Annotated in this window: 17 protein-coding genes; 8 read left to right on the top strand and 9 right to left on the bottom strand. The window is 67.1% G+C overall.

From position 1 onward, the window contains the following. Nucleotides 1–583: 583 nt before the first annotated feature. From OG792_RS04980 to OG792_RS04990, 3 genes are all read right to left on the bottom strand, one after another. A complete protein-coding gene (locus tag OG792_RS04980) occupies nucleotides 584–1,084 on the bottom strand; it encodes a copper resistance CopC family protein (RefSeq protein WP_329107756.1) in 501 nt (166 codons plus the stop codon). 86 nt (nucleotides 1,085–1,170) lie between these two features. Beyond that, a complete protein-coding gene (locus tag OG792_RS04985; protein WP_329107758.1) occupies nucleotides 1,171–1,758 on the bottom strand; it encodes a hypothetical protein in 588 nt (195 codons plus the stop codon). Between the two features lie 138 nt (nucleotides 1,759–1,896). Continuing rightward, the gene (locus OG792_RS04990; protein WP_329107760.1) at nucleotides 1,897–2,994 is read right to left on the bottom strand and encodes a carboxymuconolactone decarboxylase family protein; all 1,098 of its coding nucleotides are present in this window, start codon (nucleotides 2,992–2,994) and stop codon (nucleotides 1,897–1,899) included. A 411-nt stretch (nucleotides 2,995–3,405) separates the two neighbouring features. Here OG792_RS04990 and OG792_RS04995 point away from each other — a divergent pair, with 411 nt between their 5' ends. From OG792_RS04995 to OG792_RS05010, 4 genes are all read left to right on the top strand, one after another. Next, nucleotides 3,406–3,936 carry a DUF5987 family protein gene (locus OG792_RS04995; protein ID WP_329107762.1) on the top strand — a complete coding sequence of 177 codons (531 nt, stop codon included), beginning with the start codon at nucleotides 3,406–3,408 and terminating at the stop codon, nucleotides 3,934–3,936. Further along, entirely contained in the window at nucleotides 3,933–5,576 is a 1,644-nt protein-coding gene (locus OG792_RS05000; RefSeq protein WP_329107764.1) for a GMC family oxidoreductase, read from the top strand. The genes OG792_RS04995 and OG792_RS05000 overlap by 4 nt, the downstream gene beginning before the upstream one ends. 139 nt (nucleotides 5,577–5,715) lie before the next feature. Further along, on the top strand, nucleotides 5,716–6,828 hold the full coding sequence (locus OG792_RS05005; protein ID WP_329107766.1) for a carboxymuconolactone decarboxylase family protein: 1,113 nt from the start codon (nucleotides 5,716–5,718) through the stop codon (nucleotides 6,826–6,828). Then, entirely contained in the window at nucleotides 6,825–8,453 is a 1,629-nt protein-coding gene (locus OG792_RS05010) for an MFS transporter (protein WP_329107768.1), read from the top strand. The genes OG792_RS05005 and OG792_RS05010 overlap by 4 nt, the downstream gene beginning before the upstream one ends. 67 nt (nucleotides 8,454–8,520) lie before the next feature. Here OG792_RS05010 and OG792_RS05015 read toward each other — a convergent pair whose 3' ends face one another. Further along, nucleotides 8,521–9,327 carry a TIGR03084 family metal-binding protein gene (locus OG792_RS05015; RefSeq protein WP_329107770.1) on the bottom strand — a complete coding sequence of 269 codons (807 nt, stop codon included), beginning with the start codon at nucleotides 9,325–9,327 and terminating at the stop codon, nucleotides 8,521–8,523. A 399-nt stretch (nucleotides 9,328–9,726) separates the two neighbouring features. After that, on the bottom strand, nucleotides 9,727–10,635 hold the full coding sequence (locus OG792_RS05020; protein WP_329111123.1) for a LysR family transcriptional regulator: 909 nt from the start codon (nucleotides 10,633–10,635) through the stop codon (nucleotides 9,727–9,729). Nucleotides 10,636–10,729: 94 nt separating this feature from the next. On the opposite strand from OG792_RS05020, the gene OG792_RS05025 reads away from it, so the two are divergent. From OG792_RS05025 to OG792_RS05035, 3 genes are all read left to right on the top strand, one after another. Beyond that, a complete protein-coding gene (locus OG792_RS05025; RefSeq protein ID WP_329107771.1) occupies nucleotides 10,730–11,644 on the top strand; it encodes a DMT family transporter in 915 nt (304 codons plus the stop codon). A gap of 71 nt (nucleotides 11,645–11,715) precedes the next feature. Then, on the top strand, nucleotides 11,716–12,057 hold the full coding sequence (locus OG792_RS05030; protein WP_329107772.1) for a PadR family transcriptional regulator: 342 nt from the start codon (nucleotides 11,716–11,718) through the stop codon (nucleotides 12,055–12,057). Next, nucleotides 12,054–13,004, top strand: a complete 951-nt coding sequence (locus tag OG792_RS05035) for a permease prefix domain 1-containing protein (protein WP_329107774.1) — start codon at nucleotides 12,054–12,056, stop codon at nucleotides 13,002–13,004. The genes OG792_RS05030 and OG792_RS05035 overlap by 4 nt, the downstream gene beginning before the upstream one ends. Before the next feature lie 27 nt (nucleotides 13,005–13,031). Here OG792_RS05035 and OG792_RS05040 read toward each other — a convergent pair whose 3' ends face one another. After that, the gene (locus OG792_RS05040) at nucleotides 13,032–13,988 is read right to left on the bottom strand and encodes an AraC family transcriptional regulator (protein ID WP_329107776.1); all 957 of its coding nucleotides are present in this window, start codon (nucleotides 13,986–13,988) and stop codon (nucleotides 13,032–13,034) included. Between the two features lie 88 nt (nucleotides 13,989–14,076). On the opposite strand from OG792_RS05040, the gene OG792_RS05045 reads away from it, so the two are divergent. After that, nucleotides 14,077–14,916, top strand: a complete 840-nt coding sequence (locus OG792_RS05045; protein WP_329107778.1) for an NmrA family NAD(P)-binding protein — start codon at nucleotides 14,077–14,079, stop codon at nucleotides 14,914–14,916. Between the two features lie 123 nt (nucleotides 14,917–15,039). On the opposite strand, the gene OG792_RS05050 is transcribed toward OG792_RS05045, so the two are convergent. From OG792_RS05050 to OG792_RS05060, 3 genes are all read right to left on the bottom strand, one after another. Beyond that, a complete protein-coding gene (locus OG792_RS05050; RefSeq protein ID WP_329107779.1) occupies nucleotides 15,040–18,132 on the bottom strand; it encodes a DUF3427 domain-containing protein in 3,093 nt (1,030 codons plus the stop codon). Between the two features lie 102 nt (nucleotides 18,133–18,234). After that, entirely contained in the window at nucleotides 18,235–21,843 is a 3,609-nt protein-coding gene (locus OG792_RS05055) for a tetratricopeptide repeat protein (protein WP_329107780.1), read from the bottom strand. 15 nt (nucleotides 21,844–21,858) lie between these two features. Beyond that, nucleotides 21,859–22,314 carry a hypothetical protein gene (locus tag OG792_RS05060; RefSeq protein ID WP_329107782.1) on the bottom strand — a complete coding sequence of 152 codons (456 nt, stop codon included), beginning with the start codon at nucleotides 22,312–22,314 and terminating at the stop codon, nucleotides 21,859–21,861. Between the last annotated feature and the right edge of the window lie 41 nt (nucleotides 22,315–22,355).

Consider the following 22,355-nt stretch of genomic DNA (forward strand, 5'->3'; position numbering starts at 1 on the left):
CCATCGGACCACCTGACCAGGCATTCCTTGTCGTCGAAGTGATCCGGCGCACCGCTTGTCGGCCGGTGGCCCGTCGATCCCGGACGGTCAACCGGGAGTTCGAACGTTTTAATTGATGTGAGTCATTACAAATAACGCTTAATGGAAGTAAGTGGGCGTATTGCCTCGACCCGTCGGCTGGGTCAGGCGGCGCCGGTGTTCGGAAGGGTCGGCGGTGGACGCACGCCTGAGTTCCTCCGGATGCTTCCCTGCCCACGGGTGGCATCCGTCGGGGAACTGTACACGAAAATGGTCGACCCGGTTCCCGACGGGACCGCTCAGTGCGGCTCCGAGGGCGAACTGACCGACTCCCGTATTTTCGTGCGCCAGACTTCGTATTCGGGTAGGTGGTCGGAGTGGGCGGCCATGATTTCCTCCTGCGCCGGGGTTGTGGCGTGGCCATCGACGGCGACAACTCCATCGTGGGTGCTCGACCGAGGCGCCACGTCTCCTCTCGTGCCCTGTTCACCGCACCTCCCAGCGGCGGCGACACCCGGCTACGGCAAAGGGGCCCCGGCGTACCGAGGCCCCTTTTCGCCACCGCTCAACGCGGGCGGGGGCGGCGGAGCAGAAGGTTCAGGAGCGCGCCGATGAGCAGGAGGGCGACGCAGGTCAACACGATGCTCAGCGGGTCGGCGCCGCCGTGGCCGTGGGCGCCGGTCGGAGCGGCCTCCGGCGCCGGTGCGACCCAGCGTTCCGAGCCGCCCGCGACGGTGAAGTCGGTCACCCCGTCCAGCTCCCGCCCGTCGGCGAGCGCCACGTGGTACGCCACCCGGTAGCCGCCGGCCGGCAGCAGACCGACCGGCACCACTACCCGTTGACCATCCAGTCGCGCCGCGCCACTGCTCACCACCGCGCCGCGCAGGTTCGCGACCGTGACGTGGAAGTCGTCGGAGACGACCGGCCCGGTGAAGTCCAGCGCCACCTCGACCGGCGGTCCGGGCACCGTCGCGCCGTCGGCCGGGCTGATCCCGGTCAGCTCGACCTCCGGTCCACCCACGACCGCCGGTACGCCGATCGCCAGTGCCGCGAAAACCACCAGCACCGTGCCGAGTCGGGTCCGCCACCGACGTGGCCGGGCCGGCGAGGCGGGTTCCGTCTCGCCGGCCGCTGATACCGCGTCGAGCACGACTACCGGTGGCCCGACGAAACGAGTTCCCGGTCCGGGGCGCAGTTGCAGTCCGCCTGCGCCCGCTCCGCCGGGCTCGGCCGCAGGTGGTAGTACATCGCGACGACCATGGGCAGGAACACGATGGTGTTGTAGAGCAGGTGCAGCTCCACCCGGGGGAACACCAGTTGGGCCACGCTGGTCGGCACCGCCTTGCCGAAGAAGAGCACGCCGGCCTGTGCCTGGATGAACAGCAGCAGGTGCTCGATGTGGTGCCAGAACTGGATGGCGAACGCCACCATCCACCAGGTACGGGCGCGCCCGACGAAACCCTTGCGCAGCAGCCACAGTCCGGTGAGCATCACCAGGGCGTACCCGTAGTGCAGCCACTCGGAGCTGACCAGCCACGGGAACCACTGGCCGAGTACGCCACGGGACTGCTTCACCGGCCGGTCGAGGACCCAGATCTGGAACGCCTGGGTCAGGTGCTCGGCCCAGTGGGCGAGCACGATGAGCATGAACACGTTCAGTGCCGCCCGATGACGGGCGCCGTTCAACCGATCGATCAGGCCGGCTGCGGAACCGCCAGCCGGGGCGGTGTAGGCCGTCATTTCTCCTCCAGCGGGGATGGTGCGGGGGTCGCTGTTTGCCTGCACGACGACAGGGATCGCCGACCGTTACAGGTTGTCAGGTTGTCCGCGCGCCGAGTTATTCGTAATTGCTGTCTTGCGAGGGGCCGAGCCGCGTTCTCACCGGCCCGGCGACGGCTCCACCGGGCCCGCGGCCAGGGTCGCCGGGGCGTACCAGGTGCCCACCTGGCGGGCGGCGACGTAGCTCGCCCACGCCGTGACGTCGAGTAGCGCCGTGTCGTCCGGGTGCCAGGTACGGAACTCCCGCACCACGTGCTCGTCGACCTGGTAGGACGCGAACGCGGTCAGCAGGGCCAGCCGGGCGGCGACCTGTTCCGCCGGCGGCATCTCCTCGACCAGCCGCTCACACCAGCGACGGCTCAACCCGGTCTCCTCGCCGCGCCACTGCCCCAGCCGACGCCGGACCAGGTCCCGTACGGTCGGGGTGAGCGACCGGACGCCGGCCGCCTCGAACGTGGCGTCGGCGCGACCGACCGCCGACGCGATCGCCGGATCCCCGGCCGCCCACTCCGCCCCGGACGGCAGCGGGGCCGACGGCAGCAGCTCCACCGACCGTCCGGGCAGACGTTCGGCGCGCAGGGTCGAGCGCAGCATGATGCTGGCGCCGCGCTTGAACCGGCGGCGGCCGGCGGCGTTGAGCCGGGGCGGAATGAGGAAGCTGGACAGGAACACGTTCACCATCCGGCTCAGGTAGTGCATCGCCACCACCACGCCGACCAGCTCGGCCCGCTCCGCCGGCCCGAACGGCAACACGCCGGCCAGGGCCGCCTCGGGTTGGTGCGCCACCCGGGCCCACGTCGCCACCAACCGGGTGTGCTCGTCGTCGAGCTCCTCGACCTTGTCGGCGACCAGCGCCTCCGCGTCGTGCTCGGTGCCCAGCTCGTACATGCCGAGGCTGTGCATGTCCACGCAGTACGGGCAGATGTTGGCCACCGACACCGCGGTCGCCACCGCCTCCTTGGTCTGCCGATCCACCGCTCCGACCGGTAGCAGCGTCTCGCGCATGAGCATCCAGTACGCGGCGGCCAGGTCCGGCACCGGCGAGTGCAACTGCACCGGTGGGACGACGAGCCCCATCTCCTCCGACACCTGCGCGTACACCTCGCCGAGGGTTCCCCTGGCGGCTGCCACCGGAACCGGAGTGACGTACTTGACCTGACGTTGAACCACTGACGCCGCTATCCGCTTGACGACCATGTTGGCCTCCCCTGCCGTGATGCGCGACGAGGTCGCCGGGAGGACCGGGACGCGGTCGCGCTCATCGATGTCAGTATTGGCGCCCCGACCGGCGCCGCAACGGCCTCCGACCACAATGAGCACGCTGCGAGAAGGCCGTCCGCCGGCCCGACGTGCGCGGCAGGGTGTACGTCGGCACCTGCCGCACGTCAGGAGATGCGCTGCCATCGGTGCCAATCGGACCATGAGACGTGGCGGATCGATATCGATTCACCGCACGATACCCGAGGCACCATTCCAGCTAATCCTTCCGCATTCGCCCATCGGGCCGGGGCGCAATTATCCACCCGGTCCCGGTTTCGATGTGGGGTGACTATTCAGCGCAGGAGGCGACCCGTGCAACCCGGTACCACAGAAACGAACCAATGGAAGATGACGCTGGAGGCGTACGCCGACACGATCGTTCCGGGCGAGCGGCGAACGCCGGACGACCGGGCCATCGCCGGGGTGTCGGTGGGCGGCGGCGCGGTCGCCTCCGGCGCGGTGGAGCTGCTCGAACTGCCGGGCAGCGGTCTCGGTGAGATGCTCGAAGGCTTCATGGCGATGCTCAACGGCCACGCCGAGGAGTACGCCGCCGAGCAGTCGCTCACCCTCGACGAGTCGGTTCCCGCCTTCGTCGCGCTGCCGTTCCCCGACCGTACCGCCCTGGTGGTGCGGCTGACCGCGCAGGACCACCCGGAGAAGGGCGTCTGGATCGGCCTGGCGATGTTCAGCAACATGGCCTTCGACAGCGCCGCCCACATGCCCACCCTCGACGCCCTCGCCGCCGGCCACCCCGGACTGCTCACGATCGGCTACCTCAAGCCCGAGCCGGACGGCGTCTGGCGGTTCCCGCGCTTCTCGTACGGCCGCGCCCTGTCCCAGCTCCACCCACACACCACCGCCACCGGGAGTCCCGCATGACGAGTACGGAACAGACCGACGTCCTGGTGATCGGCAGCGGCTTCGGCGGCGCCATCGCCGCATACCACCTGGCCGCCGGTGGTGCGAAGGTGGTCGTCCTCGAACGTGGACCGTGGCTGACGGCGGACGAGTTCGACCAGGACTTCGAGATCGGGAAGTCGTTCACCCGGATCTTCGACTTCACCCTCGGTGAGGGCATGAGCCTGCTCAGCGGCAACTGCGTCGGCGGCGGCAGTGTCGTCTACTTCGCCACCATGCCGAGGGCGCCGAAGTTCGTCTTCGAACGCCAGGGCAGCATCGGCCGCCGGATGTGGCCGGCGTCGGTCACCCGGGAAAGCCTCGACCCCTGGTACGACCGGGTCAGCGAGGCGCTGCCGGTGACGATGACGAGCTGGGACGAGGTCCCATACGCCGGTGGGCTGTGGGCCGCCGCGTGCAACCACGCCGGCCGTACGGCGAACCCGGTGCCCTCGGCGGTCGACGTCTCCATGTGCACCAACTGCAACTGGATGATGGCCGGCTGCAAGTTCGACGCGAAGCGGTCCCTGCTGCTCAACTACCTGCCGGGGGCCATCTCGCACGGCGCCGAGATCCGCCCGCTGCACGAGGTGCAGTACCTGTCGCGCAACGACGACGGCGGCTACCGGGTGCACTACTCGACCGTTGACGAGGTCGACTACCGGGTGCACCACACCAGCGGCACGATCGACGCGAAGATCGTCATCCTGGCCGCCGGCGCCGGTGCGACCCCGGTCATCCTGCAACGTTCCGAGGAGACCCTCGGTGCGATGCCGCACGCCGTCGGCCGCTACTTCTCCGGCAACGGCGAACGCCTCAACACCGCCGTGATGAACGAGGACCGGGTACGCGACGTGCTCGGCCTGAGCCGGGAGAACGGTCTCGCGTACGCCGCGAACCAGATCGGCCGCGGCCCGGTCGTGGCCACCTGGGACCACCTGGACGCGAACCTGCCCGAGTACGAGCGCTTCTCGCTGGAGCAGCTCTACTTCCCGCCGGGTCTCGGCACGATCCTCGCCCAGGTCCCCGACGCCGAGGGCCCGAGCTGGTTCGGGGTGGAGAAGAAGGAGCTGATGCGGCAGTGGCCGTCCTGGCTGACCATCTTCACCATGTCCGAGGACGACAACGAGGGCGTCTTCGGGCCGCCGCCGCCGACCGGCAACGCCAACCGGATCTCGCAGCAGATGCTGGGCCAGGGCGCGTTGACGTACCGGCCGACGAAGAACACCCGACGCGGCTGGGACCTCTCCGACGCCGAGGTCAGGGAGATCCTGGAGAAGGACGGTCTGTCCCGGGTCATGCCGTGGACGAACGACGTGGTCGGTGCGTACACGGTGCACCCGCTGTCGTCCTGCCGGATCGGTGACGACCCGGAGACCTCGGCCCTGGACGAGCGGCACGAGCTGCGCAACCACCCCGGCATCTTCGTCACCGACGGCTCGGCGGTGCCGGGTGCGCTGACGGTGAATCCGGCGCTGACCATCGCCGCCCTGGCCGAGCGGGCCATGCCGGGCATCGTCCGGGCCGCCCGGGAACGCGGGGTGGCGGTCACGTACGTCGGTTCGCTGCCGGGCGCGGACGCCGGTCAGGCGACCCGTACCCCGAGCCTGGATCTCGTCTGATCCCGTCGGCACCGTCCCCCGCAGGCGGGGACGGTGCCGGCATGCTGTGCGGCCGCCGTCGCGGCCGGTTTCCGGGCGACACCGGGAACCGGCCGGGCGGCCGATCCCCCCACCCGCTCCTGATCGGAAGGGAACCCGCATGAGTGGGTTGCTCGAACGGGCGACGCGCCGCCCGGCCACCGCACACGTACGACACGTCCAGGCGGTCCCGCCGCCGGCCGCGACCGGGTTGGTTGCCCAGGTGTACCAGCAGGTCGAACGGGACTTCGGCATGCTCGCACCCCCGGTCAGCCTGCACTCGCCGGCACCGGCGGCACTCGCCGCGTCCTGGCTGATGCTGCGCGAGGCGCTCGTCGCCAAGGGGGCGGCGACCCGCGAGGCCAAGGAGGCCGTCGCCGCCGCCGTGTCGGTCGCGAACCGGTGCCCGTACTGCGTCGAGGTGCACGGCGCCACGCTGCGCGGACTGCTGCGCGGCGAGTCGGCGTTGGCCGTGGCCGAGCAGCGCTGGGACGAGGTGACCGATCCGAAGCTGCGGGCCATCGCGCAGTGGGCCGGCGGATCCGGACCGGGCGCCGCCGGGTCCGCCCCGGCCTCCGCCCCGGTGCCGTTCAGCGCGGCGGAGGCGCCCGAGCTGATCGGGGTCGCGGTGACGTTCCACTACGTGAACCGCATGGTCAACATCTTCCTCGCCGACTCGCCGTTGCCGGCCGGCATTCCCGGTCCGGCCCGGTCCGGCGTACGCCGGATGGCCGCCTGGCTGATGGGCTCGCTGGCCCGCCGTACGGTCGAACCGGGGGACTCGTTGCCGTTGCTGCCGGCGGCCCCGCCCCCGGCGGACCTGCACTGGGCCGCCGGTAACCCGGTCGTCGCCGATGCCTTCGCCCGTGCGTACGCGGCCATCGACGCCGGTGCCCCGACGGTGCCGGCGGCGGTCCGTACGCTGATCCGGGAACGTCTGGCCGACCCGACCGCGCAACCGCCGGGGCTCAGCGCCCGCGCCTGGGCCGACGCGGCCGTCGCGGACCTGCCGGCGGAGCAACGCCCGGCCGCTCGGCTCGGTCTGGTGACCGCGTTCGCGTCCGCCCAGGTCGGCACGGACCTGGTCGACGACTTCCGGCGGGCCCACCCCGGCGACGACACGCTGATCGCCTTCACCGCGTGGGCCAGCCTGGCCGCGGCCCGACAGATCGCCGCGACCCTGACCGGTGCCGGTACGCCCGTGCCCCCGGCCCTGCCGCACCTAGAAGCATGACCACGACCAGGCCGGTCAACCCGTGGGCCGCCCTTGCCGTGCTCTGCCTGGGCAACTTCCTGATCCTGCTCGACACCAGCATCGTCAACACCGCCGCGCCGGTGATGATGAGCTCGCTCGACACCGGCATCGGCACCGTGCTGTGGGTGCTCAACGGGTACCTGCTGGCCCTGTCCACCCTGCTGATCGTCTTCGGTCGGCTCGGTGACCTGGTCGGTCCGCGCGCGGTGTTCGTCGGCGGGCTCGCCGTGTTCGCGCTCGCCTCGGCGTTCTGCGGCGCGGCGCAGAGCCCCGGCCAGCTCATCGCCGCCCGGGTGCTCCAGGGCATCGGCGCCGCGGCACTGCTGCCGCAGGCGCTGGTGCTGGTCTCGGCCATCTTCCCGCCGGCTCGCCGGGGTGCGGCGTTCGGCATTTTCACCGCCGTCGCCGGCATCGCGGCGGTCAGTGGCCCGACCGTCGGCGGCCTGATCGTCACCCACCTCGGCTGGCAGTGGATCTTCTACGTCAACGTGCCGCTCTGCCTCGCCGGCATCGCGCTGGCGCTGCGGCTGGTCCCGGACCTGCGCCAGCCGCGACCGAAGAGCTTCGACCCGGTGGGTCTGGTGCTGGCCACCCTCGGCCTCAGCGGCCTGGTGTACGCGCTGGTCGAGGGGGAGCGGCACCACTGGGGCAGTGTCGCCGGCCCGGTGACGATCCCGATGATCCTGCTCGCCGCCGGCCTGCTGCTCGGGCTGTTCGTGCTCTGGGAACGCCGCCAGCCCGAACCGTTGATCCCGCTCGGGCTGCTGCGCAACCGGGACTACACGATCGCCACCGTCATCACCCTGATCACCTCGTTCGCCCTCTACGGTTTCCTGCTCCTGTTCGTCATCGAAACCCAGACCCTGTACGGCATGACGCCGCTGGAGTCCGGCCTCGTCGCGCTGCCGTGGACGATCACGCTCAGCGCGGTTGCCCCGGTGGCGGGCCGGCTCGCCGATCGGGTCGGTGGCCGGATCCTGCTCGTGATCGGGCTGGCGGCGTTCGCGGCCGGGGTGCTGGGCATGGCGTTCCTGCCGACCCGGGACTCGTCCGTGTGGGTCTTCGTCGCGCCCCTGGTCCTGATCGGCATCGGGATGGGTGCGGCGATCGCACCGACGACCACCGAGGCGATGCGCAGTGTCGCCCCGGCGCAGGCCGGGGCCGCCTCCGGGGTGCTCAACACGGCCCGCCAACTGGGCGCGGTGCTCGGTGCCGCGGTGATCGGCGCGGTGCTACAGAACCGGCTGGTGTCCGCCCTGGAGCAGACCGCGCGCCAGCAGGCGGCCGGGCTGCCACCGGCGGAACGGCCGGGTTTCCTGGCCGGCATCGCCGACGCCACCGAGGACGGGTTGCGGCTGGGCAGCGGTCAGCAGGGCGGTTTCACCGTCCCGGACCAGCTTCCGGCGGACGTGGCCGAACGGGTCGAGCGTTCGGCGGCCGACGCGTTCGGCGACGCGCTGCTCGCCGCGGCCCGTCCGACGCTGGCCGTGGTCGCCGGCGCGCTGCTGTTCGGCAGTCTGCTCGCCATTTTGATGAGCCGGCGGGTCCGGTCGGACCGGGTGCCGGCGCACCGGCCGGACGGGGTGACCGCCGGGCACCGATAGTCGTCACTCCTGGGGGAACGCCGAACGCCGGCCGGTTCGCACCGGCCGGCGTTCGGTGTGTCGAGGGTCAGGAACGCTGCGCGGCGGCGAACTGCCCCGGCTTGCGGCCCGGCCCGGCCGGGCCACGGTAGGCCTGGGCGATGTTGAGCCACTGCTCGGCGTCCGGCCCGGTGGCGACCAGGGCCAGGTCGTCGCGGTGCCGCCGCCTGGTGACGAGCAGGCAGAAGTCGGCGGCCGGGCCGGTGATCCGCTGCTCGGCGTCCTCCGGGCCGCTGACGAACGGTGCCCCCGACGGCAGGGTCAGTTCGAACCGGAACTCCACCTCCGGCGGGGTCAGATCCCGGGCCAGGTAACCGAAGTCCCAGGTCCGGACCGCGAATCCGACCAGGTGCGCGATCCGGTCGGTGAATTCCCGCCGTACGCCGAGCGCGTCGGCGATGTCCTGGCCGTGCCCGAACAACTCCATCATCCCGGCGGCGGCGAGCACCGGCGCGGGCAGCGGGCGGACCAGCCACGGTACGAGCTTGCCGGCCGGGACCGACGCCAGCGCCTGCTCGGCGTTCGCCCGCTCGGTACGCCAGAGGCCCAGCAGCACCTTCGGCGGCGCGGCCAGGAACGGTGCCATCGCCCCGGCGACGTTGGCGTTGAAGTCATTGCTGAGCCGGCTCGTCATCGCCGTGAACTCGTCCGGGCGGGCGGCGGCCAGGGTCGCCATCCGGAAGGTCGCGGCGAGGTGGGCGACCTGGTGGGCGACCGTCCAGCCATCCGCCGGGGTGGGCAGACTCCACTGGCTCTCGTCGATGTTCGCCACCAGACCGTCGATGTCGTTCCCGTCGGCGATCAAGGCGGGGATCACGTTCTCCGGTGTTGTCACGCGTGTCTCCTCTCACTCGGTCGGCTGGTGTCCGGTTCGCCGGGGGACGGACCGGGCCCGCCGCGGCACCGGCCCGCCCGGTCACCCGCGCGGTCCGGCTCGGGCGATGAGCACGCCGACCGCTCCATCGATGCAGTCCGATCAAGCTTCGCCTCGGCCGACCCACGCTGTCTTCTCTGTGCATGCGGAGTCTCCATTCGCGCACGATGACCCGCCCGCGCGATTTCCGGAATGGCAGATCCGGCAAGCTGGAAGAACACCGATCGGGCAATTTGCCCTACGGTCGAAAAACGCGGGTGTACGCCGAGTCTCGACATCCGCCGCGCACTCGCAATTCCGCGAATTGTTCCCGAAAAACGGTTGCCGGTGGCGTACCGGCGGCTGGCGGCCCGGCCCTGGTCAACGCCCGGAGGGCTGGCTGTCCGCCGTCTCCCGCAGCGCTCCGAGCAGGCCGTGCAGCGCCGGCTGGGCCGGTGACGACTCCCGCACGGCGGCGTAGATGACGCGCACCGGAACGGGGTTGCGGACCCGGCGTACGACAACGGCCGGGTGGCGGTTGCCCAGTCCCATCTCCGGCACCAGGCTCACGCCGAGTCCGGCGGCGACAAAGCCCTGCGCGGTGGCGTAGTCCTCGCTCTGCACTCCGAACTCCGGTCGGAAGCCGGCCGACGCGCAGGCGTCGAGAACCGCGTCGAGGCAGGGTCCGGGCCATTCGCTGCCGACCCATGCTTCATCGGCCAGGTCGGCCAGTTCGAGCACCCGTTTCGCGGCGAGCCGGTGCCCCCGGGGCAGTACGGCGGCGTACCGGTCGTCGAGCAGGTGGGTGAACCGGATCCCGTCGCCGGTCAACCGGTCGGGGGACCGGACCACTATGGCCAGGTCCGCCCCGCCCTGCTTCAGTTCCGGCAGCGACTGCTCGGGTTCACCCAACCGCAGCTCGACCCGGACGTCGGGGTGGGCGCGGCGGAACCGGGCCACCGCCGGTGCCACCAGGCTCGCCCCGGCGGTGGCGAAGTAGCGCACCGCCAGCCGTCCGGTCCGCCCGGCCCGCAGGTCGGCCAGTGCGGTCTCCGCCTCGGCGACCTGTTCACCGATGGCGGCGGCGTAGTCGTTGAGCAGCCGGCCGGCGTCGGTCGGCCGTACGCCGCGCCCGGTCCGCTCCAGCAGCGCGAGCCCGGCCTCCCTTTCCAGCACGGTGATCTGTTGGCTGACCGCCGAGGGGGTGTAGCCGAGGTCGCGGGCGGCCGCGGTGACCGAACCGCTGGTCACGACCGCCCGGAGCAACTGCATTCGCCGTACGTCAAGCATGTAGCTCACCTTAACGCTCCATGCAGATCTTTTCGCTTGTCTTACACCTGCTTCCGGGACACGGTGAACGTCAGTCCACCCTCAGGAGGCAACGGTGCTCAGCGGCTCGCGCGGAACCCTCGTACGCATGGCGGTCCTCGCCCTGCTCTGGGGATCGGGCTTCCTCTGGATCAAGGTCGCCCTCGGTGGCGGTCTGACCCCGCTCCAGATCACCGTCATCCGCTGTGCCCTCGGCGCGGCCGTCCTGCTTGCACTCGCGTACGCCGCGCGCCAGCGCCTCCCGCGCGACCGGCGGACCTGGCTGCATCTCGTCGTGGCCGCGTTTTTCTGCAACGCCCTGCCGTTCTTCCTGTTCAGCGTCGGCGAACAGACGGTCGACTCCGGCGTGGCCGGGGTCCTGAACGCCACCACCCCGCTGTGGTCCCTGCTGATCGCCCTCGCCCTGCGTGCCGAGCGCCACCCGCACCCGCTCCGGCTGACCGGCCTCGCGCTCGGCTTCGCCGGCACCCTGCTCATCTTCGCGCCCTGGCAGGAGACGGGCCTGACCAGTTGGGGTGCCCTGCTGCTGCTCGCCGCGGCGGCCAGCTACGCGGTCGCCTTCGCCTACATGGCCCGTCACCTGAGCGGGCGGCCGACCGGCCCGCTCGCCCTGTCCGCCGCCCAGCTGATCACCGCGACCGGCCTGACCACGTTGGCGCTGCCGGTCGGATCGGCCGGGCCGTGGGCGCCCACCCCGACCGCGATCGTCGCGGTCGTCGTGCTCGGCACCCTGGGTACGGGGGTCACCTTCCACCTCAACGCCCGGCTCATCGCCACCGAGGGCCCGGTCACCGCCGCCACCGTCGGCTACCTGCTGCCGGTCGTCTCGGTGGCCCTGGGCGCGCTCGTCCTCGACGAACAGCTCAGCCCGCGGATCCTCGTCGGTATGGCGGTCGTGCTCGTCGGCGTCGGCCTGACCCGCACCCGCCAGCGCGAGTTGCCGCAGGTGGGGGCCGTGGTCCGGGGCTGACCCAATATCCCGTCGCCGGCCAATGTTGTCGTCCTAGACAACAGTGTGTGGCACACACTATAGTTTGACGCATGCCGAGTGATGACATCCTCCGGACGCACCTCCAGGAACTCCGACGGGGCACGGTGGTCGCGGCGAGCCTGGTGGCGCTCCGCCAACCCGGCTACGGCTACGCCCTGCTCCAACGCCTGACCGACCACGGCTTCCCGGTCGACGCGAACACCCTCTACCCGCTGCTGCGCCGCCTTGAGGAACAGGGCCTGCTGACCAGTGAGTGGAACACCGACGAGAGCCGGCCGCGCAAGTTCTACCGCACCAGCGCGGACGGGGAGACCATCCTGGGTCGACTCCTTGCCGACCTCGCCGCCATCCAGACCTCGATGACCGGGCTGATCGAAGGAGCCGACCGATGAACACCCTGACCGACCGCTACCTCGCCGCGACCCTGACCTCCGTACCCGCGCAGCGGCGCGACGAGATCGCCGCCGAACTCCGCGGCTCGATCGAGGACATGATCGAGGACCGGGCCGGCAACGGCCAGGACCCCGCCACCGCCGAACGGGACGTGCTCACCGAACTCGGCAACCCGGAACGCCTCGCCGCCCGCTACGCCGACCGGCGACTGCAACTCATCGGCCCCACCTACTACCTGGTCTGGGCCCGGCTGATGCGGCTACTGCTCAGCTTCGTACCGGCCATCGTCGGCACCGTCGTCGCCGTGATCGACGCCGCCGACGGCGGATCGGTCGGCGACGTGATCGGCTCCGGGATCGGCGCCGCCATCGAGGTCGCGGTCCAGATCGCCTTCTGGGTCACCCTCGCCTTCGCCATCGCCGAACGCAGCAAGACCAAACTCGACCTGCCCGACTGGACCGTCGACCAGCTTCCCGACGCCCCGGTCGACCGTCAGGTGAGCCGCACCGACACCGTCGCGGCCGTCGTCACGATCACCCTGCTTCTCGCCTACCTGCCCTGGCAGCACTTCCGCTCCTGGGTGCAGGCCGCCGACGGCACCAACATCCCGATCATCGACCCGGCGCTGTGGACGTCCTGGCTCCCGGCCCTGATCGCCGTCCTGGTCGCCAGCGTGGCCTTCGAGATCGTGAAGTATCGGGTCGGGCGCCGGACCTGGCCGCTGTTCGGGGTCAAGGTCCTGCTCGACCTGGCGTTCACCCTCCCGGTGATCTGGCTGCTGCACACCGACCGGCTGCTCAACCCGGCCCTGGTGGACCGCTTCGACTGGCTCGGCAACGACGACAACCTGAGCAACGTCGCCACCCTCAGCGTCGTCATCACCGCCATCGTCGTCTTTTGGGACATCGTCGACAGCGCGATCAAGACCCGCCGCGCCAACGCCTGACCAGCGGCCCGACCGGACGCCACCCCGTCACGTGACCGACGTGACCGGGGTGGCGCCACGGTGTTCGGGCACCGAATGCGCCAACCGACGGTGCTCACTCGGGCTCACCCCGTGCACCCGTTTGAAGGCCGCGCTGAAACCGAACCCGTCCGCGTAGCCGAGCTGACGCGCGACGGCCGCCACCGTCGCGGTCGACCCGGTCAGCAGATCCGCCGCCAGCGTCATCCGCCAGTCGGTCAGGTACGTCAACGGCGGCTCACCCACCAGTTCGGTGAACCGCTTTGCCAGCGTCGTACGCGACACCCCGGCCCTGGCGGCCAGCGAGGCGATCGTCCACGGTTGGTTCGGTGCGTCGTGCATGGCCCGCAGCACCGGCCCCACCGTGTCGTCACCCAGCGCGCGATACCAGTCCGGCGGCTCGGCGCCCGGCTGGTCGAACCAGTCCCGCAGCGTGCAGACCAGCAACCAGTCCAGCATCCGGTCCAGCACTATCTGCCGACCGGGACGACAGCTGCCGAGCTGCGAATCAAGATAGTCACGCAGCGACGCGCAGTCATGGTCGTCCGTCGCCACCAGCACGGGCGGTAACACCCCCAACAGCCGCTGCGGCGCCCGCCCCTGCACGTGGTACGCCCCGGCCAGCAGCACCGTCCGCTCGGCCGGATCCGCGTCCGGAGCGGGCTCGGTCACCCGCGACTGCCCACAGTGCACGTCACGAAGTTCACCCGGCCGGAACTCCGACCGGGGCTCGGTGGAGAAGACAAACGGCTCCGGTCCACGTACGACAACGGCCTCGCCGACCCGTACCTGAAGCGGCTTCTCGCCTCCCGCCCGGGTGATCCAACCCTCACCGCGCAGTGGTACGCACAGCGTCAGCGGTGCGCCGTCGACAAAGCGCAGCGCCGCCGGTGGCGTCAACACCGAACGGCCGAAGGCCGCACCGTCCGCGCGTACGCCGCGCAGTAAATCGTCGAACGGGTCCATCAACTCACCATAGGTCGCGGACGATCGCACATGCTTGTCGTACGGCAGACCATGTCCGGCCCGCCGCCCCGCCGATTGACTGGTCTGCATGACAACAGACGTGAAGGACATCCTCGTCATCGGCGGCACCGGCAAGATCGGCCGCCGGCTGGTCCGTACGCTCCGGGCCTCGGGCCGACCGGTCCGCGCGGCCTCCCGCTCCGGTGAGAGACGCTTCGACTGGTCGGAACCGAGCACCTGGTTACCGGCGGTGGAGGGCATCTCGGCGGTCTACCTGATGGCCCCGGAGGACCCGAAGGATGCCGACGACTTCGTCACGCTCGCGACAGAATCCGGCGTCAGTCGGTTCGTGGCGCTGTCCGGACGCGGAATCGACCAGATCGAGGGCGACTTCTCGCCGGGCATGCTCGCCGCCGAGCAGGCCGTACGCGACTCCGGCGTCGAATGGACAATCATCCGGCCGAACAACTTCAACCAGAACTTCGACGAGGACCTGTGGCGGCAGCCGCTGCGCGACGGCCGACTGGGTCTGCCGATCGGCGTCACACCGGAACCGTTCGTCGACGCCCAGGACGTCGCCGACGTCGCCGCGCTCCTGTTGACCACACCTTCCGACAGTCATCACGGGCAGGTGTACGACCTGACCGGCCCCGAAGCGCTCACCTTCGCCACGGTGGTGGCGACAATAGCCGAGGCCGCCGGACGCTCCATCCGGTACGACCAGCTGACGCCCGACCAGTACCGGACCGAACTGCTCGCCCAGGGCTACCCGGAGGAGACCGCCGCCGCCCTGAACGTCATGTTCGCCGGAATGCGCGCCGGACACCTAGCCAACCCGACCGACACCGTACGCCGCCTGCTCCGCCGCCCCCCGACCACCTTCAACACGTACGCCGCTCGGGCAGCCACAACCGGCGCCTGGTCCTAACCCCCTCCCCCTTCTCTTTTCTCGCCGATCTAGGGCAAATACGTGCTAGTTGATCTCCGATCACCACCATTTGCCCTAGATCGGCGAAGAGAGGGAGCGGGGGGGAGGGGGAGGGGGGAGGGGTTAGGCGGCGGTGATGCGGGCGGCGTGGAAGACGGTGGCCGGGAGTTCGTGGTGGAGCCGCCAGAGGATCCGCATCGGGCGGTCACCGGTGTGCGACTCGTACGTCATCGGGCCTGCGTAGAGGTAGGGCGGCACACCCAGGTCACCGTCGCGTTCCTTGGTCTCGCGGACGAACAGGTGCACGCTCGACCCACGCTGCCGGTGGTTGATGTACCGCTGGCCGGTCGGTGAAGCTGACGAGGTGGTGCTCTGTGACTCCCACTGGAACAGCTCGGGGGTGACCGAACGGTCGGCGTACATGGTGGTGGGGGAGTAGTGCCGCTCTGATTTGACCAGGGTGACGAAGAAGATGTCGGCCTGCTCCGCCTCCACCCACTTCACCCCCTCCCGCATCGACGCCGGATCCGGTACGCCGAACCCCGCCAACACCTCGTTCCGGCTGTACCGCGCGTGCACCCGCAGCGGCACAGTCGGCGACGCTGGCGGTCCGACCACCCGATGCATCCGTTCCCGCAGCACCTCGTAGAGCTGCCCCAACTCGGCCCGCCGGTCAGGGTGTTCCGACCAGAGCCGGATCAGCCGCTGCTCCCGTTCGTCGGCCGCGACCTTCGGCCCCCACAGGTTGAGGTACATCAGGTCGACCAGCCGCCCGGGAGCCGGCGCCTCACCGGAGGCGATCTGCCGCAGCAGGCCGAGCCGGTCCGGATCGTCCAGGTGCAGCATCCGCCCGATCGCCGGCCCGAGGTTCCGATCGTCCGGACCGGCCGGTTTGGTGTCCAACCCGGCGAGTCGACGCAGCCCCGCCCAGCCACCGATGCTCTTGCGCCGGTAGAGATCCTCGACCTCCAGCCCGGTCTCACGCAGGTACTCGGCCAGGCTGACGTCACCGAGCTGGCGCAGCTCGGCGGTGAGGTTCTTGGTCGAGCTGGGCAGCGCGCTTTTCAGGTTCGCCAGCACGATCTCCTTGGCAACCCGGTCCAGCTCCACGTGGCAGCCACTGGGCAGGGTGGGAAAATCTTCGCGTACGGCGGTCTCGATCGCCCGCCGGCTGACCCCGGTCAGTGCTCGCCAACGCAGGTCGAAGCGAAAATTGGCGTGCTGCCCACCGATGAAGTCGAGAACCGTCAGGCACGCTTTGTTGTCGTCCAGGCGCAGCCCACGGCCGAGCTGCTGAAGGAAAATGGTGGCGCTCTCGGTCGGCCGCAGCATCAGGATCGTGTCGACCATCGGCAGGTCGACACCCTCGTTGAACAGGTCAACGGTGAACAGCACCCGTACCTCTCGGGTTTTGAAAGCGTCGATCAGCGCGCGGCGGCCGGTGGTGTCCTTCGAGGTCACCGCCCGTGCCGGCACACCGGCCCTGGTGAACGCCTCCGCCATGAACTCGGCGTGCCCGATGCTGACGCAGAACCCGAGCGCCCGCATGCTGCCGACATCGACCTTGTCCCGCACGGCTTGCAGGATGAAACGGGCGCGGGCATCGTTCCCGGTGTAGAGCCGATTGAGGTCGGTAATCTCGTAACCCTGCCCGCGTTTCCATGTCAGCGTCGACAGGTCAACATCGTCGTGCAGCCCGAAATACTGGAACGGCGCGAGCAGTTGCCGCTCCAGCGCCTCCCACAGGTGCAGCTCAACGGCCGCATGTCCGCCGAACCACAGCCGCACGTCTTCGCCGTCAGCCCGGTCCGGGGTCGCGGTCAGCCCCAGGAGTACGCGCGGCAGCACGTGCTCCAGCAGCTTCGTGTACGTCGGCGCGGCGGCATGGTGGAACTCGTCCACGATCACCATGTCGTACCGGCTCGGGTCGAAGTCCGGGTGTTGCAGCGACTGGATCGAGGCGAAAACGTGCCGCCACTCGGTCGGCCGCTCGCCGCCGACCAGGATTTCCCCGAAACTGCCGTCGCGCAGCACGTGCCGGAAAACCGACCGGCTCTGCCGCAGAATCTCCTCCCGGTGCGCGACGAACAGCAGCGACTCGACGGTTTTGGTCCGACGTAGTTCGCGGTAGTCGAGCGCGGCGACGACGGTCTTGCCGGTGCCGGTTGCCATCACCACCAGATTGCGGTATCGCCCGTGCACAATCCGCTCGGCGGCGAGGTCGGCCAGGATCTCCCGCTGGTATCCGTACGGCCGGACGTCGATGTTGGTGATCTCGACATCGGGATCGCTGACCGTGCCGTTGCCGGTGTGTTCGTACCGCAGTGCCCGGCGCAGCCGCTCGCCATCCTCGGCCGGGTCGTATGGCTCGAACGCCGGGTCGCTCCAGTAGTCGGTAAAGGTGGCCTCGAACGTGTTGATGACCGACGGCTGTTCGAGGTTGGAGACCCGGATGTTCCACTCCAGGCCGTCAACCAGCGCCGCCTTCGAAAGATTCGAAGACCCGACGTACGCGGTGCTGGCCCCGTTGTGGCGGCGGAACAGCCAGGCCTTGGCGTGCAGGCGGGTGGTTCTGGTCTCGTAGGAGACCTTGACCTCGGCACCCAACTCGACCAGCCGGTCCAGCGCCCGTTGGTCCGTCGCACCGAGGTAGGTGGTGGTGATGACCCTGACCCGGCCACCGCGTTCGATCAGCTCCCGGATGGGGCGCTCGACCAGACGCAGCCCGTACCACTTGATGAACGCACAGAGCAGGTCGACCTCGTCGGCCGACGCCATCTCGGTAGCCACCTCGTGCCCGATGCGCGGCTGATTCCGCCCGTTGACCAGCAGCGCCCCACTCGACAGTGGAGTGCTCGGCCGTACGGGGAACCTTGGCTCCTCCGGCGGTGTGGGCGGATCCGCGATGGCGGTCAACAGCTTGTGTACGTCGGCCACCTGGTCGGCGCCGTCAACGGCCCGTGGCTCGATCGCCGCGATCGTCTCGGCGATCTGGTTCGCCATCGCCACCTGCCGAGCCAGACCTTCCCTGTCCGAGCCACCGACCGCACGCAACGCCCGCGTGGTCAACGCGGCAATATGCCGCCCCAACACCTCATGCGCGTCCACCGGATCCAGATCCGCACGTTCCACCAGCTCAGACCCGATCACACCCAGCCGAGCATCCAGCCCGTACGTGATCAGGTGCTCGTAAATCCCCCGCCCCAACTCAGTCACTAGAGTAAACCTATACTCGCAGTCCGGCGAGGTAAAGAACAAACCACGGGGCGAGCTGCCGCAGCTGGCAGTGAAGCGTCGATGTTCATATGAACGTAGCGCTCATACAGTCTCGTGATCCGAATCGATAGCTATGTCGGTCCATTCGCTAAATTCCTCAAGGATAACTATTGGTTCGCTACCAGCAATCACGCTTGCTATCTTCTGCAATAGGTGTGGAGACCGATGGCCGGTTGCTATGGCGACCTCTACGTTGCGTTTGAGTGGCCAGCCCTCGGAAAGTACTCCTTGCGAGAGTAGTCGTTTGACAACCTTCAAGGCGCGACCGGGGCCTCGCTCGACGTGTGCAAACCAGTAGAACTCACTTTCCAGACGTATGTTTGCGTCGATATCTTGTGTCAACAGGTCCGCCACTAGGGCAGTTGCCTCAAGGTCCTTTTCCATTACAAATAGTATTTGCGCGAGATTGACAATATTGTTGGGATCTGCGGGAGAAAAGCTGCACGCCTGCTCAAGAACTTCGAGAGCGGCCTCCAGTTGCCCTTCGTGGTGATGTAAGAAAAGACCAAACCGACCAAGGATATCTGGACTAGCTGCACGTTCCGCCAACGCCCGCCCGAAAAGAGCATGCGCCCGGTCCATTTCTCCTCGCACAGCGAGCAGTTCGGCAAAGTTCGCGAGGTTGTTGACATGCCCTGGATCGATTTCTAGGGCGCGGGTGTATAGCCTCTCTGCAAGTCCGGGGTCACCTATTGTTGTTTCGGCGAAGATGGCGAAATTACCGATTAGGTTGGCGTCGCTTGGATTGGCCTCGACCGCATTTTCGTAAAGCTCGAGGGCGGAATCTATCTCACCCGGAATGCTGCTGAGGTAGCGGGCATAGCTGGCGGCTGCCCAACTGTTGAAAGGATCTGACGCCACGGCCCTGTTGAAGAATGCCCGTGCTTCGTCATGGGCACCGTGTTTGCCAAGGAAGTCTGCGAAGTCGGCCAGGTTACTTGCATGGTTTGGGTCTACTTTTAATGCTCGTGTGTAGAGCGTCCTGGCAAGGTCATCATTTTGAAGTTTTGTCTCCGCAAACACTGCGAAACTGCCGATTGTGTTTGGATTACGAGGATCGACTTCAATAGCCTTTTCGAATAGCTCGTGGGCCTGATTCAGGTCTCTCTTTTGGTCGGCCGTGAATCGAGCGTAGCTAACAAGAACTGAGCCGTCCGTGGGCCCGCTCTCGGTTGCTCGTCTAAATAGTTCCTGCGCGCCGTCAAGATTGCCGAGCTGTGCCTCTAGGTTAGCGAGTCTTGTCAGCGTAACAGTATTTGCAGGAACGAGCTCCAATGCGCGCAGATAGAGGCGCTTGGCAAGGTCGAGATCGCGAAGTTTTGTCTCGGCGAAGATCGCAAAGTTCGCGATTAGAGCATGACCCGTGGGATCGACCTGAAGAGCCTGCTCGAATAGCTCCCGTGCACGATTGATCCCACCAACTTCGCTGGACATGAACCGTGCGTAACGCTCTAACACCCAGCTATTGGTGGGCGAGAGCGACATTGCACGATCAAGCAGTTCGCGCGCTTCGCCTCGTCGTCCACGATCCGATTGGAAGCCGGCGAACGCAGAGAGCAATTCGAAGTTTTCTGGATTGATCTCGAGTGCCTGTGTGAAGAGTCGCTCAGCGAGATCGAAGTCGCGGAGTGTTAGTTCGGCGAAAATGGCAAAGTTACTGATGAGGCTGACGTCGTTGGGGTTAGTTGCAATCGCGCTCTCGAAAATTTCGCGAGCACGGCCTTCCTCTCCTTGTTGATCAGCTAAGAACCGGGCGTACCTTGACAGCATAAGGATGTTGCCCGGATCAGCTGTCATTGCTTGGTCGAAAATCAACCGCGCATCCTGTACGCGGCCCTCACGTGAAAGGAAATCCGCGAAGTTGAGCAGGTTCCGCAAATGTGCGCCGTCTATCATCAGGGCGCGTTGGTAGAGATCGCCTGTCAAGTCGGTGTCACGAAAATATGCTTCGGTGAAGGCTGCAAAATCGCCAAGAAGATCAGGGTTAGTGGTGTCGACACGAACTGCTTTCTCGTACATTTCGCGTGCTCGGGTGAATTGCGTTGTATATGAGCCTAGTATTTCAGCATACCGTGCCAGTACTAGGCTGCTGTGAGGATGCTCCATGAGTGCGCGCTCAAACAGTTCGGTAGCCCGTTCGAGCTGGCCTATACGCGCGTTGAATCGCGCGAAATTGACGAGGTTATTAGCGTGTCCTGGATCTATCTCAAGTGCTCGCGTGTATAGTGACCTGGCTAGATCGGCATCACGAAGGATGGTCTCAGCGAAGATGGCGAAGTTGCCTATTAGTCCTTCGTCGTCCGGGTCGACTTCAATCGCCTTCTCGTACACCTCTTTGGCTCGAACGAAATCTCGCGCTTTGCCACTGAGGAAACGTGCGTAGCTTTCAAGTACCCAACCGCTGAAAGGATTCGCCAGGATGGCGCGTTCGAACAATTCGCGTGCGCGATCCTGATCCCCTTTGCTCGCCAGGTATTCGGCGAAACCCGCAAGATTAATGGCATGGCTAGGGTCAATGTCGAATGCTTGGGCGTAAAGTCTTTCGGTAAGACTGGCGTCCCGGAGTCTGGTAGCTGCAAAATTGGCGAAGCTGCCGACTAGATCGGGATCGACCGGGTCAACCTCAACTGCTCGTTCGTACAATTCGCGAGCGTGTGCGAATTCTCTCAAATGTTCGGCGAGGAAGCGAGCGTATCCCTCAAGGGCCCAGCTGTTGCGTTCGTCTGTTTGGATTGCCCTCTCAAAAAGTTCTTGAGCTTTAGCATAGTCCTGCTCCTGCGCGAGCATATCAGCGAAGTTTGCAAGATTTATTGTGTGCTGCGGCTCGATTGCGAGCGCGCGGGTGTATAGGCGGTTAGCGAACGCGGTATCGTGAAGCTTGGTTTCGGCGAAGATTGCGAAGCTGCCAAGCAAATCCGGGTCAAGCGGATTGAGCTCGATGGCTCTCTCGTAGATCTCGCGAGCGCGATCGGAGTCTTTCATCTCATTCTGGAGGAATTCGGCGTAGCTGCTCAGTGCGTGACTGCTTGAAGGATTGGTCGCGATGGCTTCTTCGAAGAGTTGAAGCGCGCGGGTCGGAGCGCCTTTTTGGGCCTCACTTTGTGCTTCGTGCACTAAACGACGCGCGCTTTCTTCATTGCTGTCTCTGGCTATTGTCTGATCGATGGAATCCCCGACGTCAATTTCCGAACCAACTGTTCCTGTGCCAACCTCTGCCTTCGGTATAGATTCTGGCGATATAACATTGGCCGTCGGTTCGGGTTTCCGTGCGCCTTGCTCCATAGCAGGTAAATTGTAGATGAATTTGAGTCGCTGTACTTCTTTGGCCGAAATTGCCAGAACTAGCTCTTGACCTTCATGGTCCTGTTCTCGTGCTCTATCTTCCTGGCGCTCAGAAATGTTCTGGTTTAGATGCACCTGAGGTGTGGAGAGGGTGACTGGCGGGTCTGGTATATCCGCCGGCGCCGGCTCATCAAGGCTGTCCGGTTCATTTTGATCCTGGCGATTTGGTGGCCTTTTCTTCTTTGTGGCGGCATCTGCGAATTCCAGGAGTTGCCGTGCGGCATTCTCGGCACGCCTCCAGCGGCGTTGCTCGCCCGGAACAGGTATAAAACCCCATCCAACGACGCGAATCGGTGCTTCATCGCCCATCTGTCCACCCTACATCTAGTTAGGTGCTCCTGGACTTAGCAACGAAACGGCGGCTACCGCGCCTGTGGTGGCAGCGAACGCGATCTGTATACCCAGCATCCATTGTACTGCGCGTACCACGGCCACATTGGCGTTCGCTGCCTTGAGCGTCGCTGCACGTAGTTCAGTAAGGAGTTTGTGTTCGTCCCACCCGTGTAGGTGGGATAGTTCGAGAACCCTCGCCTGATCTGCTTCTGTAATCCGGTCGAGGAGAATGATTAATATTACTGCAATAAATGAGACACCCAGGAAGATCGTGGCAAGCAGCTCCAGGGTGTTTACTTTTCCTACCTGTAATGCGGATGCGACAAGCGTGGCTGCGGTCGCCGAGGCGAATGTCGCCAAGAGTTTTGCGGTGTCAACTTGGGCTCGTTGTCGTGCAAAGGTCCTGTCGGCTTGGCTTTCAAGCCACTCTGCGGGGGTCTGCCCCATTGGGCTAGTCCTCATTCCTCAGAGTCGGGCGATCGGTCGTC

Source organism: Micromonospora sp. NBC_01699, assembly GCF_036250065.1.
Classification (GTDB): domain Bacteria; phylum Actinomycetota; class Actinomycetes; order Mycobacteriales; family Micromonosporaceae; genus Micromonospora_G.